The 14540-nt window shown below is 72.9% G+C and carries 16 protein-coding genes and 1 pseudogene; 7 read left to right on the top strand and 10 right to left on the bottom strand.

All coding sequences use genetic code 11. The annotated features are described in order from the left end of the window. The first annotated feature begins 13 nt into the window (after window positions 1-13). Complete coding sequence (locus tag ABZ193_RS07040; protein WP_020418446.1) at window positions 14-415, top strand: DUF2267 domain-containing protein; 402 nt, start codon at window positions 14-16, stop codon at window positions 413-415. Here the strand turns inward: ABZ193_RS07040 and ABZ193_RS07035 are convergent. Then, entirely contained in the window at window positions 412-876 is a 465-nt protein-coding gene (locus tag ABZ193_RS07035; protein ID WP_020418445.1) for a tRNA (cytidine(34)-2'-O)-methyltransferase, read from the bottom strand. The two genes, ABZ193_RS07040 and ABZ193_RS07035, sit on opposite strands and share 4 nt — an antisense overlap. 107 nt (window positions 877-983) lie before the next feature. On the opposite strand from ABZ193_RS07035, the gene ABZ193_RS07030 reads away from it, so the two are divergent. Further along, window positions 984-2579: an alkaline phosphatase D family protein gene (locus ABZ193_RS07030; protein WP_354709221.1), complete on the top strand. Its 1596-nt coding sequence runs from the start codon at window positions 984-986 to the stop codon at window positions 2577-2579. Here ABZ193_RS07030 and ABZ193_RS07025 read toward each other — a convergent pair. The 6 genes from ABZ193_RS07025 to ABZ193_RS07000 all read right to left on the bottom strand — a co-directional run bounded on the left by ABZ193_RS07025 (window position 2567) and on the right by ABZ193_RS07000 (window position 8384). After that, window positions 2567-3223, bottom strand: coding sequence for a class I SAM-dependent methyltransferase (locus ABZ193_RS07025; protein ID WP_237340208.1), 657 nt, complete (start codon window positions 3221-3223; stop codon window positions 2567-2569). The genes ABZ193_RS07030 and ABZ193_RS07025 overlap by 13 nt on opposite strands. Beyond that, window positions 3220-3636, bottom strand: a complete 417-nt coding sequence (locus ABZ193_RS07020) for a thioesterase family protein (protein ID WP_020418443.1) — start codon at window positions 3634-3636, stop codon at window positions 3220-3222. The genes ABZ193_RS07025 and ABZ193_RS07020 overlap by 4 nt, the downstream gene beginning before the upstream one ends. A 17-nt stretch (window positions 3637-3653) precedes the next feature. Next, on the bottom strand, window positions 3654-4598 hold the full coding sequence (locus tag ABZ193_RS07015) for a TAXI family TRAP transporter solute-binding subunit (RefSeq protein ID WP_354709220.1): 945 nt from the start codon (window positions 4596-4598) through the stop codon (window positions 3654-3656). Between the two features lie 418 nt (window positions 4599-5016). Continuing rightward, on the bottom strand, window positions 5017-6405 hold the full coding sequence (locus ABZ193_RS07010) for a HAMP domain-containing sensor histidine kinase (protein ID WP_354709219.1): 1389 nt from the start codon (window positions 6403-6405) through the stop codon (window positions 5017-5019). After that, complete coding sequence (locus ABZ193_RS07005; RefSeq protein ID WP_020418440.1) at window positions 6406-7062, bottom strand: response regulator transcription factor; 657 nt, start codon at window positions 7060-7062, stop codon at window positions 6406-6408. It abuts the gene before it with no gap. A gap of 11 nt (window positions 7063-7073) precedes the next feature. Further along, complete coding sequence (locus ABZ193_RS07000; protein ID WP_354709217.1) at window positions 7074-8384, bottom strand: MFS transporter; 1311 nt, start codon at window positions 8382-8384, stop codon at window positions 7074-7076. 219 nt (window positions 8385-8603) lie between these two features. Between ABZ193_RS07000 and ABZ193_RS06995 the strand changes: the two genes are divergently transcribed. The 3 genes from ABZ193_RS06995 to ABZ193_RS06985 are packed head-to-tail and all read left to right on the top strand — an operon-like array spanning window position 8604 to window position 11192. Then, the gene (locus ABZ193_RS06995) at window positions 8604-9308 is read left to right on the top strand and encodes a beta-ketoacyl-ACP reductase (RefSeq protein ID WP_020418438.1); all 705 of its coding nucleotides are present in this window, start codon (window positions 8604-8606) and stop codon (window positions 9306-9308) included. Window positions 9309-9343: 35 nt separating this feature from the next. Beyond that, the gene (gene fabI, locus ABZ193_RS06990; RefSeq protein WP_020418437.1) at window positions 9344-10111 is read left to right on the top strand and encodes an enoyl-ACP reductase FabI; all 768 of its coding nucleotides are present in this window, start codon (window positions 9344-9346) and stop codon (window positions 10109-10111) included. Between the two features lie 46 nt (window positions 10112-10157). Then, window positions 10158-11192 (top strand): ferrochelatase, encoded by a 1035-nt coding sequence (locus tag ABZ193_RS06985; protein WP_354709216.1) that lies wholly within the window; start codon window positions 10158-10160, stop codon window positions 11190-11192. A gap of 1 nt (window position 11193) precedes the next feature. Here ABZ193_RS06985 and ABZ193_RS06980 read toward each other — a convergent pair whose 3' ends face one another. The 3 genes from ABZ193_RS06980 to ABZ193_RS06970 all read right to left on the bottom strand — a co-directional run bounded on the left by ABZ193_RS06980 (window position 11194) and on the right by ABZ193_RS06970 (window position 12252). Continuing rightward, window positions 11194-11514 carry a hypothetical protein gene (locus ABZ193_RS06980; RefSeq protein ID WP_354709215.1) on the bottom strand — a complete coding sequence of 107 codons (321 nt, stop codon included), beginning with the start codon at window positions 11512-11514 and terminating at the stop codon, window positions 11194-11196. 150 nt (window positions 11515-11664) lie between these two features. Further along, a complete protein-coding gene (locus tag ABZ193_RS06975) occupies window positions 11665-12036 on the bottom strand; it encodes an anti-sigma factor antagonist (protein ID WP_345075276.1) in 372 nt (123 codons plus the stop codon). A 57-nt stretch (window positions 12037-12093) separates the two neighbouring features. After that, a complete protein-coding gene (locus ABZ193_RS06970; RefSeq protein WP_237340335.1) occupies window positions 12094-12252 on the bottom strand; it encodes a CBS domain-containing protein in 159 nt (52 codons plus the stop codon). Window positions 12253-12414: 162 nt separating this feature from the next. Here ABZ193_RS06970 and ABZ193_RS06965 point away from each other — a divergent pair. Continuing rightward, window positions 12415-13297 (top strand): annotated as a pseudogene (locus ABZ193_RS06965) (IS5 family transposase). Between the two features lie 46 nt (window positions 13298-13343). Continuing rightward, a complete protein-coding gene (locus tag ABZ193_RS06960; protein ID WP_354709213.1) occupies window positions 13344-14447 on the top strand; it encodes a hypothetical protein in 1104 nt (367 codons plus the stop codon). Window positions 14448-14540 lie beyond the last annotated feature (93 nt).

Here is a 14540-nt window from a genome sequence, read left to right as displayed (position 1 = left end):
ACCGGGAGGTGTGATGAAGGAACAGGAGATCGTCGCCGCCGTGCGCCGGACCGCCGGGCTGGAGGACGCCGGGCACGCCGCCGACGCCACCCGCGCGACCCTGACCGTGCTGGGGCAGCGGCTCGCCGGCGGTGAGCCCGGTGACCTGGCCGGACAGCTGCCCGCCGGCATCAAGGAGGCGCTGCCCGAGACCGGTGAGGGCGCGTCGTTCGGCGTCGAGGAGTTCTACCGGCGCGTCATGGACGCGGAAGGCCACGGCTGCACGCAGGACGGCGCCCGCGAGCACGCCCGCGCGGTCGTCGCGGCGCTGAAGGCAGGCGTGAGCGAGGGCGAGTTCGACGACCTGGCGCAGCAGCTGCCCGCCGACTACCGCGACGACCTGCTGTCCACGGCGCCGGTGAACGAGCATCGCTAGACGCCGCCGGGGAACCCCTGCTGCCGCCAGGCTTCGAACACCGCGATGGCGGCGGTGTTGGCCAGGTTGAGCGAGCGGACGCCCGGCTTCATCGGGACGCGCACGCGGTCGGTGACCTGCGGGGCGTCCTGCACCTCGGCGGGCAGCCCGGACGATTCGGGCCCGAACAGCAGCACGTCGCCCGGCTGGTACGCCACCTCGGTGTACCACCGGGTGGCGCCGGCGCTGAACGCGTACACGTTCGCCGGCAGCAGCGCCTTCCACGCGCTGTCCAGGTCCGGGTGCACGTGCACGTCGGCCAGGTCGTGGTAGTCCAGCCCGGCGCGGCGCAGGTGCTTGTCCTCGAACCGGAAGCCCAGCGGCTCGACGAGGTGCAGCTGGCAGCCCGAGTTGGCCGCGAGCCGGATCGCGTTGCCCGTGTTGGGCGGGATCTCCGGCTGGTAGAAGAGAATCCGGAACATTCGAGTTGATCGTTTCCGTTCACCTGTGGTTCGCCCGTCCGGACGCTGACGGCCATGTCCGGCCGTGAGCATCCTGGTGCTCCCATCCCACCACAGGAGGACCTCACATGGTCGTGCGCCCGAACCACCTGTCCCGCCGCCGGTTCCTCGGCTTCAGCGGGGCGGGAGCCGCGGCGGTGCTGCTCGGCACCGGCGCCTGGACGGCGGCGAATGCCTACGCCAGCCCCGTCAAGGGGACCAACCCGTTCACGCTCGGCGTCGCCTCCGGCGACCCGGCCCCCGACGGAGTCGTGCTGTGGACCCGGCTCGCCCCGGAACCGTTCGCCGCCGACGGCGCGGGCGGGATGCCCGCGGTCCCGGTCCGGGTCGAGTACGAGGTGGCCCACGACGAGCGGTTCCGCGCCGTGGTGCGGCGGGGCAGCGCGATCGCCACCCCCGAGCTGGGCCACTCGGTGCACCCGGAGATCTCCGGCCTGGCGCCCGACCACGAGTACTTCTACCGGTTCCGCGTCGGCGGCGAGATCTCGATGGTCGGCCGCACCCGCACGGCCCCGGCGCTGTGGTCGTCGCCGCGGGAGCTGAACTTCGCGTTCGCCTCGTGCCAGGCCTGGCAGGACGGCTACTACACCGCCTACGAGCACATGGCCGCCGAGGACCTGGACTTCGTCGTGCACCTCGGCGACTACCTGTACGAGTCCGGCGTGGGCACCAACAAGCGCGGCGTGACCGTCGAGGACAAGTTCAAGACCGAGACCTTCGACCTCGCCCGCTACCGCCTGCAGTACGCGCTCTACAAGGCGGAGGCGCCGCTGCAGGCCGCACACGCCCGCTTCCCCTGGATCCACACCATCGACGACCACGAGGTCGAGAACAACTGGGCCGGCGACATCTCGCAGGCCGACACCGAGCCCGACCAGGACCCGGCCGTGTTCCGGCAGCGGCGGGCGCAGGCGTTCCAGGCCAACTACGAGAACCTGCCCTACCGGCACACGCAGATGCCGTCCGGGCCGAACGTGCGGCTGCACCGCCGCCTGTCCTACGGGCAGCTGGCCGAGATCACCATGCTGGACACCCGCCAGTACCGCGACGACCAGCCCTGCGGCGACGGCAACTCGGCCACCTGCACCGAGCGGCTCGACCCGGAGCGCACCCTGCTCGGCCCGCAGCAGCGGGAGTGGCTCATCGACGGGTTCTCCCGGTCGAAGGCGCGCTGGCAGGTGCTGGGCAACCAGGCGCCGATGGGCCAGACCGACCGCGACCCGGGCGCGCCGGTGGACGTGTGGCTGGACCCGTGGGACGGCTACGTCGCCGAGCGCAACAAGGTGCTGGCCGCGGCGCAGGACCGGGACGTGCGCAACCTGGTCGTGATCACCGGCGACCGCCACCAGAACTACGCCTGGGACCTCAAGCGCGACTACGCCGACCCTGGCTCGGCCACCGTCGGCAGCGAGTTCGTCGGTACCTCGATCACCAGCGGCGGCGACGGCGCGGACATGAACACCGACGGCACGAACTTCCTCGCGGCCAACCCGCACATGAAGTTCTTCAACGCCCAGCGCGGCTACGTGCGGGTGAACGTCAACCGGCAGCGCTGGCGCAGCGACTTCCGGGTCGTGCCGTACGTGACGAAGCCGGGCGCGCCGATCAGCACGCGCGCCAGCTACGTCGTGGAGGACCGGCGCCCGGGCGTTCAGGAGGCCTGAGCGGGCCGCCGGGCCAGGACGAACGCCTGCGGGGCCGTTTCGGGGAACGGCCCCGCTTCGTCCGGTGCGCGCTCCAGCCGGGCGCGCACCTCGAACCCGGCCTCGGTGAGCAGGGCGGCCACCTCGTCCACGCGGCGCTGGTGGAAGTCCAGGCTCACCCGGTGCCCGCCGACCTCGTCCCGGTGCACGGGCTCGTCGCCGACCCCGAACGCCAGCTGCAGCCAGCCGCCGGGCGCGAGGACCCGGCGGAACCCGGCGAGCACCGCGGGCAGCGTGTCCGGCGGGACGTGGATGATCGAGTACCAGGCCACGAGCCCGCCGAGGCTGCCGTCGGGGAGGTCGAGCGCGGTCATCGACCCGACCTCGAAGCGGACGCCCGGGTGGGTGCGCCGCGCCACGGCGACCATCTCCGGGGACAGGTCGATGCCGAACGCGTCCACGCCCAGGCCCCGCAGGTGCGCCGTGATGCGGCCGGAGCCGCAACCGACGTCGGCCACCGGCCCGCCGGCGAGTTCGGCGAACGCGGCGAGCACGGCGCGGTCGAGCGGTTTGACCGCCAGCTCGTCGCGGATCCACTCGGCGAACTCGCCGGCGATGGCGTCGTAGGCCGCGCGGGTGTCCCGCACGAAGGCGGGTTCGCTCACGTGTGGGCCAGCAGCTTGGCGCGCACGTCCTCCGGCGGCGCGGCCTTGGCCAGGGTCCGGGCGTCGACGAACACGTAGCGGTTCGTGCCGGTCGCGATCAGGTCGTCGCCGCGGCGGACGGTGAACGCCAGGATCATCGAGGTCGTGCCGAGGTGGTCGATCGCGACCTCGACGACCAGTTCGTCGTCGAACCGGCTCGGCGCGCGGTACCGCAGGTTCGACTCGGCCACCACGCAGTCCACGCCCTGGTCGCGCAGCGCGTCGTAGGAGCCGAAGATCGCCTTGAAGAACTCGAACGAGGCCATGTCGAAGTAGGCCAGGTAGTGGGCGTTGAAGACGATGCCCTGCGGATCGCACTCGTGGAAGCGGACGCGCAGCGGCATGGCCACGACCGGCGGGCGGGACTGGGTCACCGGTGCTCCTTCCTCGCTCAGCCGTGCAACGCGCGGTAGGTCGCCACGGCTCCGGGGTGCAGGGGAACGGTACCGGTTCCGATCAGCGAACGTACATCGAGAAACTGGGTCGCCACGGCTTGCGCCGGCACCAGCTGGGCGGCCCGCTGCACGAGCACGCGGGTGACCGCGGCGGCCACGTCGGCGGGCAGGTCCGGGCGGCAGACGAGCAGGCTCGCGACACCGATGGTGTCGACCTCGGGGGAGCGGTAGGCGCCGGCGGGCACGCGCACGGCTTCCTGGCCGGGGCCGCGCAACGCGGGGAGGTAGGGGGCCAGCGGCAGCAGGCGGATGCCGATCTCGTTGTCCAAGGTGGACAGAACTGGCAGCGGGACCCCGCCGGAGACGAGCATCGCGTCGATCCGGCCCTGACGGAGGGCCTCGCCGGCCTCGAGCATCGGCAGGTGCCGGTCGACGATCGCGACCCCGGCCGCGGCGAACAGCCGCTCGCCGAGCACGGCCGCGCCGGAGCGGGGCGCGCTGAGGGAGACGGTGCGCCCGGCGAGGCCGGCGACCGAGGTGATGGGGGAGTCGGCGCGGACGGCGAGCTGAAGGTAGTTCTCGTAGACGCGGCCGAGCGCGCACAGTTCGATGCGGCGGCCGAAGGGGGCCGCGCCATCGGTGGCGGCGCCCGCGATGTCGGCGAGGCTGAGGGCGAGCTCGGCCGTGCCGGCGTCGAGCATCTCCAGGTTGGCGACGCTGGCCTCGGTCGGCAGCGCGACGGTGTGCAGGCGGGGGTGGGCGGCGTTCAGCTCCGCGGCGAGGAGCTGGCCGAAGGCGAGGTAGAACCCGGCTTCCTCCCCGGTGGCGATGCGCAGCGTTCCCGCGGGCCCGCCGGGACGGGGCGGGGCGCCGGCCCCGAGGAGGGCCCCGGTGGCCGCGACGGCGATCCCGGCGCGGAGCAGGCTGCGGCGGCTGGTCATGGCGCGGCTCCGCTGGGGCGGCGGTTGGGGGTGGCACTTCCGGCAGCAAGACCGCGCGCCGGCGGCGGCACGACTCCGGCCCGGCCGGTGGCCGGGAGTGTGGCTTGGGTGGTCATGCGGCCCCGCCCGGGGCACCCGTGCGGCGCGCGCCGCGGACCCTGCTGACCGCCGCGAGGCGGCGCTTTCCGCCGCGCGAGGCAGGCTGCGAGTGGCGCGTCGCGCCCGGCGGCAGGCGCGGGAAGTGCGGTGAGTGCCGCCGTGCGGCGAGATTCGCCTGCGGCGGCCCGTAGGCTGCCGGGAGTGGTTGGCCTGGCGGCGGGTGGCGGGGTGCCACGCCGTGTCGCGGCCGCGGTGGCCAGTGCACCATCGTGGCCGGCCTCGGCATGCTGACCGTGGCGGGCCTCGGCGGGCAGCGTGCTCACGACGCACCCACCTCCACGCGAGGCAGCAGCACCCGCACCACCAAGCCGTGCGGCTCCGCGGCCCGGAGTTCGATCCGGCCGCCCCGGCCCGCCGTCAGGCGCTCGGCGATGGCCAGGCCCAGGCCCGTTCCGGGCAGGTTCCGGTGCCGTTCGGCGCGCCAGAACCGTGCCTGCGCCTGCGCCAGCTCCTCCGCGGACAGCCCGGGCCCGGCATCCGCCACCGACACGACCACCCACGCGCCCTCGGCGCCGCACGAGACCGTGACGTCCGTGCCCGGCGCGTACTTCAGCGCGTTGTCCAGCAGCACGTCCAGCACCTGCGCCAGCTCGGCCTCCGTCGCCGCCGCGTGGGCCGGGCTCCCGGTGAAGCGCAACGACACCCCGGCCCGCTCCGCGGCGGGCTGCCACAGGTGCACCTGCGCCTCCGCCACGGCCGCCGCGTCACACGAGGCGCCCTCGCCGGACACGGCCAGCTCACCCGCCCGGTGCTCGGCCGCCGCCAGGGTCAGCAGGTCGTCCAGCAGGGCCTCCAGGCGGTCCAGCTCCCCGACCGCGCCCTCGTACGTCCGCGCGGCCGACGCGGGCAGCGACGACCCGAGCGCGTCGACCCGCAACCGCAGCGCCGTCATCGGGTTGCGCATCTGGTGCGAGGTGTCCGCGACCAGCCGCCGCTGCTGGTCCAGCGCCGCCGTGACCGTGTCCGACATCCGGTTGAAACCCGCCGTCAGCTGCCGCAGCTCGGGCGGCCCGGCCAAGTCCGCGTGCACCGGCCGCAGCCCCGCGGTCAGGTCGCCCACCGCGCGGTCCAGCCGCCGCATCGGGCCCAGCACCCACCGCGTCGCCCCGAGCGCGAGCCCGGCACCGGCCAGCGTCACCAGCGCCGCCCCGGCCAGGACCGCGAACCAGCTGCGGCCCACGTCCGCCGCGGCCGCCGCCACCGACGCCCGCAGCACCACCGCTCCCGACACCTTCGTGCCCGTCCCGGCCGGCCGCGCCAGCAGCGCCGGCGTCCGCGACCACGGCCGCACGGTCGCCGCGGGCTGGCTCGGCTGGTTCCGCAACGCGGCGTCGACCAGCTCCGCCACCACCGGGTCCGACGCGCTCAGCCCACCGGTCTCGGCCACCGGCGCGCGCCGGGTGGTGACCACCACGATCCCCTCGCCGTACAGCTCGGTGTACCGCGTCACCTCCGCCCGCAGCGCCGACGCGTCACCCGCGGCGACCGCCTGGTCGGCCAGCGCCGCGAACCGGTCCAGGTCCGCGGTCCGCGCGAGCAGCAGCTGCTGGGTGCGCTCGGTGGCGGTCACGGTCAGCAGCGGCAGCGCGAACCCCGCGGTCGCGAGCACGACGAAGGCCAGCAGGACGGCCAGGACCCGGGTGCGCACCTACGCGCCCAGCCGGTAGCCGAACCCGCGGATCGTGGTCAGCAGCTCCGGCCGCCGCAGCTTCGCCCGCAGCTGCGTCAGGTGCACGTCCAGCGACCGCGACACCGCCACGTACGCGTCGCCCCACACCTCGTCCATCAGCTGCTGCCTGCTCACCGCCGTGCCCGCCCGCCGCGCCAGCGCCGCCAGCACGGCGAACTCCTTCGCGGTCAGCTCGACCTCCGCGCCGCCCACCACGACCCGCCGCGCGCCGAGGTCCACCTCGATGTCGCCGACGACGACCACCTGCGGTTCCGGCCGCGCGGCCGCGGCCCGCCGGGTCACCGCCTCGATCCGGGCCAGCAGCTCGCTCAGCCGCACCGGTTTGACCAGGTAGTCGTCCGCCCCGAGCCGCAGCCCGCGCACCACCGACCGTTCGTCGCCGCGGGCGGTGAGCACGATGACCGGCAGCGTGCTCACCGCCCGCAGCTTGCGCAGCACTTCCAGGCCGTCCAGGTCGGGCAGGCCGAGGTCGAGCAGGGCCAGGTCGGCGTCGCGGTGGGCGAGCAGCGCGTCCTCGCCGCGCCGCACCCGGGTGGGCTGGTGGCCGTGCGCGCCGAGCGAGTCGACGAGGGCATCGGCCACCCCGTCGTCGTCCTCGACCAGCAACACGCGCACGGCCCTACACACTACGGGCGGTCCATCGCCGAGTCCTTGCTGGTGTCCCGCATCCGCACGTAGATGACCAGCGAGGCGAACACGACCGCGGTCACGTACCAGAAGAACAGCGACTCGTGCCCGGCCTGCTTGAACCACAGCGCGATGTACTCGGCGGTGCCGCCGAACACGGCGACCGCGACCGAGTAGGGCAGCCCGACGCCCAGCGCGCGGATGTTGGTCGGGAACAGCTCGGCCTTCACCACCGCGCTGATCGAGGTGTAGAGCGCGCTGATCGCCAGCGGCACCACCATCAGCACGAACGCGAACACCGGGTTGCGCGTGTGCGCCAGCAGCGTCAGCGACGGCACGGTCACCAGCGTGCCCAGCACCCCGAACCCGATCAGCAGCGGACGGCGGCCCACCCGGTCGGACAGCGCCCCGTACAGCGGCTGCAGCAGCACGAACACCACCAGCGCGAAGAAGTTGATCCACGCCGCGTTCGGCTTGCTGATGCCGCTGGTGTTGACCATGAACTTCTGCAGGTAGGTCGTGTAGGTGTAGAAGAACAGCGTGCCGCCCATGGTCAGGCCGACCACGAGGGCGACCTCCTTGGGGTGCTTGGCGAGCGCCTTGAGCGTGCCGTGCGCGGCGCGGTCGCGGTCGGCCTTGGCGGCCTCGAAGTCGGCCGACTCGTCCATGCCGCGGCGCAGCCAGAACACGATCAGCGCGCCGATCGCGCCGATGCCGAACGCGATCCGCCAGCCCCAGCTGTCCAGCTGCTCGGTGGTCAGCACCTGCTGCAGCAGGATCTGCACCGCGAGCGCGACCAGCTGGCCCGCGATCAGCGTGACGTACTGGTAGCTCGAGTAGTAGCCGCGCTTGCCGCGCGTGGCGACCTCCGACATGTACGTCGCCGAGGTGGAGTACTCGCCACCGACCGAGATGCCCTGCAGCAGCCGCGCCAGCACCAGCAGCAGCGGCGCGGCGATGCCGATCGAGGCGTAGCCCGGCGTCAGTGCGATCAGCAGCGAACCCGCGGCCATCAGGCTGACCGACAGCGTCAGCGCCGAGCGCCGCCCGAACCGGTCGGCGTAGCGGCCGAGCAGCCAGCCGCCGAGCGGCCGCATCAGGAACCCGACCGCGAACACGCCCGCGGTGTTGAGCAGCTGCGCGGTCGAGTCGCCCTTCGGGAAGAAGGTGGCGGCGAAGTACACGCTGAACGCGGTGTAGGCGTACCAGTCGTACCACTCGATCAGGTTGCCGACCGAGCCGCGGAGGATGTTGCTCACCACGCGGCGCCCGGCGCGCCGGTCCGCCCCGGCGTCGATGCCAGTCGTCATCAGGAACTCCCTTGTCTCATGACCGCGGACCACGTTCGGTGGCGGGGGCCACCGCGGACAAGGGAGTGCGCGCAGACCTAACAGTCCCTTAAGCCGGCACGCCTCGTGACCGGGCTCACCGGGTTACTTCCAGGTAGTGGGCCGGGCGGTGCTGCCCCGCCTCCGGGCCGCCGGATAACCTCACCGGGCAACTGAGGGAAATCGAACGAGGAGTGTCACGTGGGACGGTCCGTACTGGTCACCGGCGGCAACCGCGGCATCGGCCTGGCCATCGCCCGGGGCCTCGCCGAGGCCGGGCACCAGGTGGCGGTGACGCACCGCGGGTCCGGCGCGCCGGAGGGCCTGTTCGGCGTGCAGGCCGACGTCACCGACAGCGAGCAGGTCGACGCGGCGTTCAAGCAGGTCGAGGAGCACCAGGGCCCGGTCGAGGTGGTCGTGTCCAACGCCGGCATCACCGACGACACGCTGCTCATGCGGATGAGCGAGGACCAGTTCACCCGGGTCGTCGACGCCAATCTCACCGGCGCCTACCGGGTCGCCAAGCGCGCCTCGCGCGGCATGCTGCGCGGCAAGTGGGGCCGGTTCATCTTCATCTCGTCCGTGGTGGGCCTCTCCGGCGGCGCCGGGCAGGTCAACTACGCCGCGAGCAAGGCCGGCCTGGTCGGCATGGCGCGGTCGCTGGCCCGCGAGCTGGGCTCGCGCAACATCACCGCGAACGTGGTGGCGCCCGGGTTCATCGTCACCGACATGACGAACGCGCTGACCGACGACCAGCGCAACGCGGCGCTGAACCAGATCCCGGCGGGGCGCTACGGCGACACCGCGGACATCGCCGCCGCGGTGCGCTTCCTGGCCTCCGACGAGGCGGGTTACATCAACGGCGCCGTGCTGCCGGTCGACGGCGGCCTCGGCATGGGCCACTGACCCTCTTCTCCCGAACCGACACCGAAAGGACTGGCGTGGCCGGACTTCTGGAAGGTAAGCGACTGCTGATCACCGGGGTGATCACCGACGGCTCGATCGCGTTCCACGCGGCGAAGGCCGCGCAGGAGCAGGGCGCGAAGGTCGTGCTCACCGGTTTCGGCCGGCTTTCGCTGGTGGAGCGCATCGCCAAGCGCCTGCCGGAGGAGGCGCCGGTGATCGAGTTGGACGTGCAGAACACCGAGCACCTGGACACGCTGGCCGACCGCGTGCGGGAGCACGTCGACGGCCTGGACGGGGTGCTGCACTCGATCGGCTTCGCGCCGCAGTCCTGCCTCGGCGCGCCGTTCCTGGACGCCCCGAAGGAGGACGTCTCGGTCGCGGTCGAGGTCTCGGCGTACTCGTTCATGTCGCTGACCAAGGCGCTGCTGCCGCTGCTGTCGCGTGGTTCTTCGGTGGTCGGCATGGACTTCGACGCGCGCGTGGCATGGCCGGCCTACAACTGGATGGGCGTGGCGAAGGCGGCGCTGGAGTCGGTCAACCGGTACCTGGCGCGGGACCTGGGCCCGCAGGGCATCCGCGTGAACCTGGTGGCGGCGGGCCCCGTCAAGACCATGGCCGCCAAGTCCATCCCGGGCTTCGGCGAGCTGGAGGGCGGCTGGGGCGACCGCGCCCCGCTGGGCTGGGACGCCGAGGACCCGACGCCGGTCGCGAAGACCATCTGCGCCGTGCTGTCGGACTGGCTGCCTGCCACCACCGGCTCGATGATCTGGGTCGACGGCGGGGTGCACGCGCTCGGACTCTGACCCCTGAGCGGGCGTGAAGGCGGCCACAGCGGCAGAATCTCTTACCGTGAGTTACGACGCGCTGCTGTGGCTGTCCTTCGGCGGTCCGGAGGGACCGGACGACGTCATGCCGTTCCTGGAGAACGTGACCCGGGGACGGGGGGTGCCGCGCGAACGCCTGCTCGAGGTCGCGGAGCACTACCAGCACTTCGGTGGCGTGTCGCCGATCAACCGGCTCAACCGCGAGGCGATCGCCGCGGTGGAGAAGGAGCTGGCCGCGCAGGGCATCGACCTGCCGGTGTACTTCGGCAACCGCAACTGGGAGCCGATGGTGGAGGACACCGTCGCCCGCATGACGGCCGACGGGGTGCGCCGCGCGCTGGTGTTCCCGACCAGCGCCTACGGCGGTTATTCGGCGTGCCGCCAGTACGACGAGGACATCGAGCGGGCCCGCGCCGCCGTCGGTGCGGGCGCGCCGGAACTGGTGAAGCTGCGGCACTTCTTCGACCACCCGCTGTTCGTCGGCGCCTTCGCCGACGCGCTGCGCGCCGCGCTGGAGCAGGTGCCCGGCGCGCGGGTCGTGTTCACCGCGCACTCGGTGCCGGAGAGCGCGGACAAGGCCGCCGGGCCGCCGGAGGAGGGCGGGCGGCGTTACTCGCGGCAGATCCACGAAGCCGCGCGCCTGGTGGCCGCGCAGGCCGGGGTCGCCGAGTACGACGTGGTGTGGCAGTCGCGGTCCGGGCCGCCGCAGGTGCCGTGGCTGGAGCCGGACATCGTCGACCACATCGACGCGCTGCACGCTGCTGGTGTCCAGGGCGTCGTCGTGTGCCCGGTCGGGTTCGTCTCCGACCACCTCGAAGTGATCTGGGACCTGGACAACGAGGCCGCCGAGCGCGCCGCCGAGCACGGCATGGGCTTCGCCCGCGCGGCGACCCCGAACGGCGACCCGCGGTTCGCGGAGCTGGTGGTGGAGCTGGTGCGCGAGCACCTGGCGCAGGCGCCGGTGCGGAAGCTGTCGGACTTCCCGCCGGCCGGCTGCACCGTGAACGGCGCGCCGTGCGCGGTCGGGTGCTGCGAGCCCGTGAAGCGCCCGGCCCGCTGAGTCAGCCCGCGGCGACCTCGTCGAGGACTTCCCGCGCCCGGTCCAGCGCGGTGTGCCAGCCGCCCGGGTCGGGCCGGGGGAAGACGTACTCCAGCTCGACGTCGCCGAAGGTGCGCGTGAGGTAGCGCTCGTCCCAGTGCGCGGGCTGCCAGTAGGCCTCGATGCGGGTCACGTCGCCCGCCTCGACGCCGTGGTCCGCCGAGACCCGTTCCCAGGCCTGGCGGAAGGCGTCGACGGCCTGCGCGGGCGCGGACTCGGTGAAGACCGCGCCCGCGCCGGTGGTGAACGAGATGAGGTTGCGGGCCGGGTCCACGTAGTCCATGAGGTTCCCCCTGCGGTCCGGGCTGGAGACGCGGTGATCAAACCATGGACCGCTCCGGCGCGCTCGTCGGCCGAGTGCTGATCCACCAGGCGCACGGGCCGCAAGCCACCAGCGAGCGTCCTGAGTGGACAGCACGCGAGAGCGGGTCCGTCAGCTGTGCAGCGCCTCGGCGACGGTGGGGCGGACGTCGAGCACCTCGGTGAGCCCGGTGATCTCCAGCGGCCGCAGCACGCGCTGGTCGGAGGCGACGACCCGGACGCGCGTGGCGTCACCGCAGCGCTGCTGCAACCCGACCAGCACCCGCATCCCGGCGGAGCCGAAGTACTCCACGCCGGTCAGGTCGACGACCAGCACCGGCGGAATCCGTTCGGCCGACTCGGTCAGGGCCTGCTCCAGGTGCGTGGCGCTCTCCAGGTCCACGTCGCCCGCGACGCGCACCACGACCTCGCGGTCCAGGACGTCGACGCCGACGCGCAGCTGCTCGCGCCCCGGCCCGCCCCCGGGAGCACCGTGCTCAGCCATCACCGCCCCAGTCTGGCAAACGGCGTGCGGGCGGCACCAATGCGCCGGCGTGGGTTCTCACCGCGCGGCGCGCGCGTTCAGCAGGTGGGTCAGCAGGTCGCGCCAGCTGACGATGCCGACCACCTTGCCGTGGTCGACCACCGGCAGGCAGCGCTGGTGCGAATCGACCAGGCCGGTCGCCACCGCCGCGACGTCCGCGTCGGCAGGCGCCCGCATTACCCGCCCGACCGGACCGTGATCGCGTCGATGTCGGGCATGACGTCCCTGTCTGACTCGCGATCGGCACCGTGGTCGCCCGGCCTATCTGCCCGCCTAGGGCGTGTCTGACAAAGATCGCGGTTGGTGGCTGGGATGCTGCTGGTCGTGTCGCGGTTTCAGATGCTCTCGGATGAGCAGTGGGCGTTGATCGAGGACTTGTTGCCGGCGCGGACCGGTAGGCCGGGCAGGCCGTTTTCGGACGCGCGGGCGATGGTGGAGGGGATCATCTACCGGTACCGCTGTGGGCTGGCGTGGCGGGATGTGCCGGGAGTGTTCGGGCCGTGGCAGACGATCTGGACCTGGCACCGCCGGCTGGCCCAGGAAGGCACCTGGGATGTGGTGCTCCAGCGGCTCCAGGCCTTCGCGGACGCCACGGGGCTGATCGACTGGTCGGTCTCGGTCGACTCCAGCATCGTGCGGGTGCATCAGCACGCCACGAACATCACCCGCCACACAGGGGGCTGGATCGAACTACACGAAACCCGGAATCGAGCCGCTTGACCACGCCATCGGCCGCTCCCGCGGCGGCTGGACCACCAAGATCCACCGTGTCGTCGACGGAAACGGACGCGCACTGGTCACGCTGCTGACACCAGGCCAGGCCGGGGACTCGCCGATGTTCGAGCCGCTGATGGCCCACCTTCAGGTGCCCCGACAGGGCGGCGGGCGAGCACGGACCCGCCCCGACCGGGTCCGCGCAGACAAGGCCTACTCCTCCCGCGCCATCCGCACGCACCTACGCAGGCGGGGGATCCAGGCGGTCATCCCCGAACCGGCCGACCAAGCCCGACACCGCAAACGCCGCGGGGCCCGCGGCGGACGACCACCCGCCTTCAACGAGGTCGACTACCGCGGACGCAACGTCATCGAACGCAGCTTCAACCAGCTCAAACAATGGCGCGGCATCGCCACCCGCTACGACAAGTTGGCCACGCTCTACCGCGCCGCCATCCTCATCCACGACGTCATCACCTGGACAAAGACATTGTCAGACACGGCCTAGGGATCGGGAAGCGTTTTCCGGCCCGGGTTGCTGGCAGACTGCGGCCGTGACGTTGTTGTTCGAGGGTGAGCTGCACGTGCACTACGGGCAGTTCTACGTGGAGAGCCGGACCGACGAGTTCTTCGACGGGCTGGCCGACGCCCGCGGCGGTCAGTCGAACGGTCTGTGCGGGGCCGCGGTGCCCGGTCTGCTGTTCCTCATCACCGGCCTGCACACCGGGAACGTCGAACTCACCGTGGAGGTCCTGGACGGGCCCGCGCCGGTGGGGGAGGACTGGGAGGAGGTCGTCGAGGTGTCGTTCCGGCCGCGAACGGCGGCCGTGCAGCTGGTGCAGTGGGCGGCGGAAGCGAGCTGGCCCCTCGACCTCGAACCCGTCGACTACCGCGTGCGGTACTGCGCGTCGGGCATTGAGCAGGCGCGGGCGAAGGACACCCGGCTGACCGGCGAACCCCCGCTCGACCGGTACCTGCTGCAGTTGTGGCCCGCGCCCCCGGCGGCCGACGTGGTCGTCCGGGAGACCAGCGCGACCGCCGCCTACTGGCACAAGCACGCCCGGACGCTGCCGCCGCCACCCACTCCGGAGCAGCGGGCGGAAGCCCGGCGGCGGGAACGTCTGGAACGCGAACGGGCCCGCCGGGAGGCCGCACGTGCCGCCGAAGCCCGGCGCTGGGGCGGGCGGCCGCCGGGTGAACGGATCAAGCGCGTGAACGGCGGTCTGATCCTGGCGCGGCTCGACCGGGATCTCACCGACGCGATCGAGCGGCTCGACGAGGCCACCCAGCGCGCCGTCGCCGGGTGGCTGGCTCGCCGGGCCTGCGACGAGGCCGGCCTGAGCGACCTCGACTGGGTCGCCCCGGCGCTGGCCGCGCTGGGGGACGGCGAAGCGGTGCCGCCGTTCGACGACCACGCCGCGGTTTTCGAGCGGCTGCACGGCGACGACCGCGTCGCCTACACGGCGGTGCCGTCCTACGACGGGCGCCACGACCGGGTTTCGCAGCAGCACGCGGCCCTGCCCGCGGTCCTGTCTGCCGTGGCGGGCGACCCGCTGGCGGCGGCGCTGGAAACCCTGTTCCACGCCACGGTGACGTTCGGCAGCGGCTATCCCCGCCTGCACGCCGAGGTGCGCCGCGCGTTCCTGAGGCCCGCTTAGAGGTCGTAACAGAATGATCTTGGTGTGGTTTGATGTCTCCCGTTGTTGATCTTGTGTCGGGAGGTTGTTGGTGGCGCAGCGTAGGCCGTGGGA

Source organism: Amycolatopsis sp. NPDC006125 (assembly GCF_040614195.1).
GTDB lineage: Bacteria > Actinomycetota > Actinomycetes > Mycobacteriales > Pseudonocardiaceae > Amycolatopsis_E > Amycolatopsis_E tucumanensis.
Note: the sequence above shows the minus strand (reverse complement) of the source record. Positions and strands in the feature narration are given on the sequence as shown.

Coding starts and splice junctions, on each gene's coding strand:
- ABZ193_RS06980 (WP_354709215.1), bottom strand. CDS start 11,514: ATGGACTACGTGGACCCGGCCCGCAACCTCATCTCGTTCACCACCGGC.
- ABZ193_RS07030 (WP_354709221.1), top strand. CDS start 984: ATGGTCGTGCGCCCGAACCACCTGTCCCGCCGCCGGTTCCTCGGCTTC.
- ABZ193_RS07015 (WP_354709220.1), bottom strand. CDS start 4,598: ATGACCAGCCGCCGCAGCCTGCTCCGCGCCGGGATCGCCGTCGCGGCC.
- ABZ193_RS06975 (WP_345075276.1), bottom strand. CDS start 12,036: ATGGCTGAGCACGGTGCTCCCGGGGGCGGGCCGGGGCGCGAGCAGCTG.
- ABZ193_RS06970 (WP_237340335.1), bottom strand. CDS start 12,252: ATGCGGGCGCCTGCCGACGCGGACGTCGCGGCGGTGGCGACCGGCCTG.
- ABZ193_RS07000 (WP_354709217.1), bottom strand. CDS start 8,384: ATGACGACTGGCATCGACGCCGGGGCGGACCGGCGCGCCGGGCGCCGC.
- ABZ193_RS07035 (WP_020418445.1), bottom strand. CDS start 876: ATGTTCCGGATTCTCTTCTACCAGCCGGAGATCCCGCCCAACACGGGC.
- ABZ193_RS07040 (WP_020418446.1), top strand. CDS start 14: ATGAAGGAACAGGAGATCGTCGCCGCCGTGCGCCGGACCGCCGGGCTG.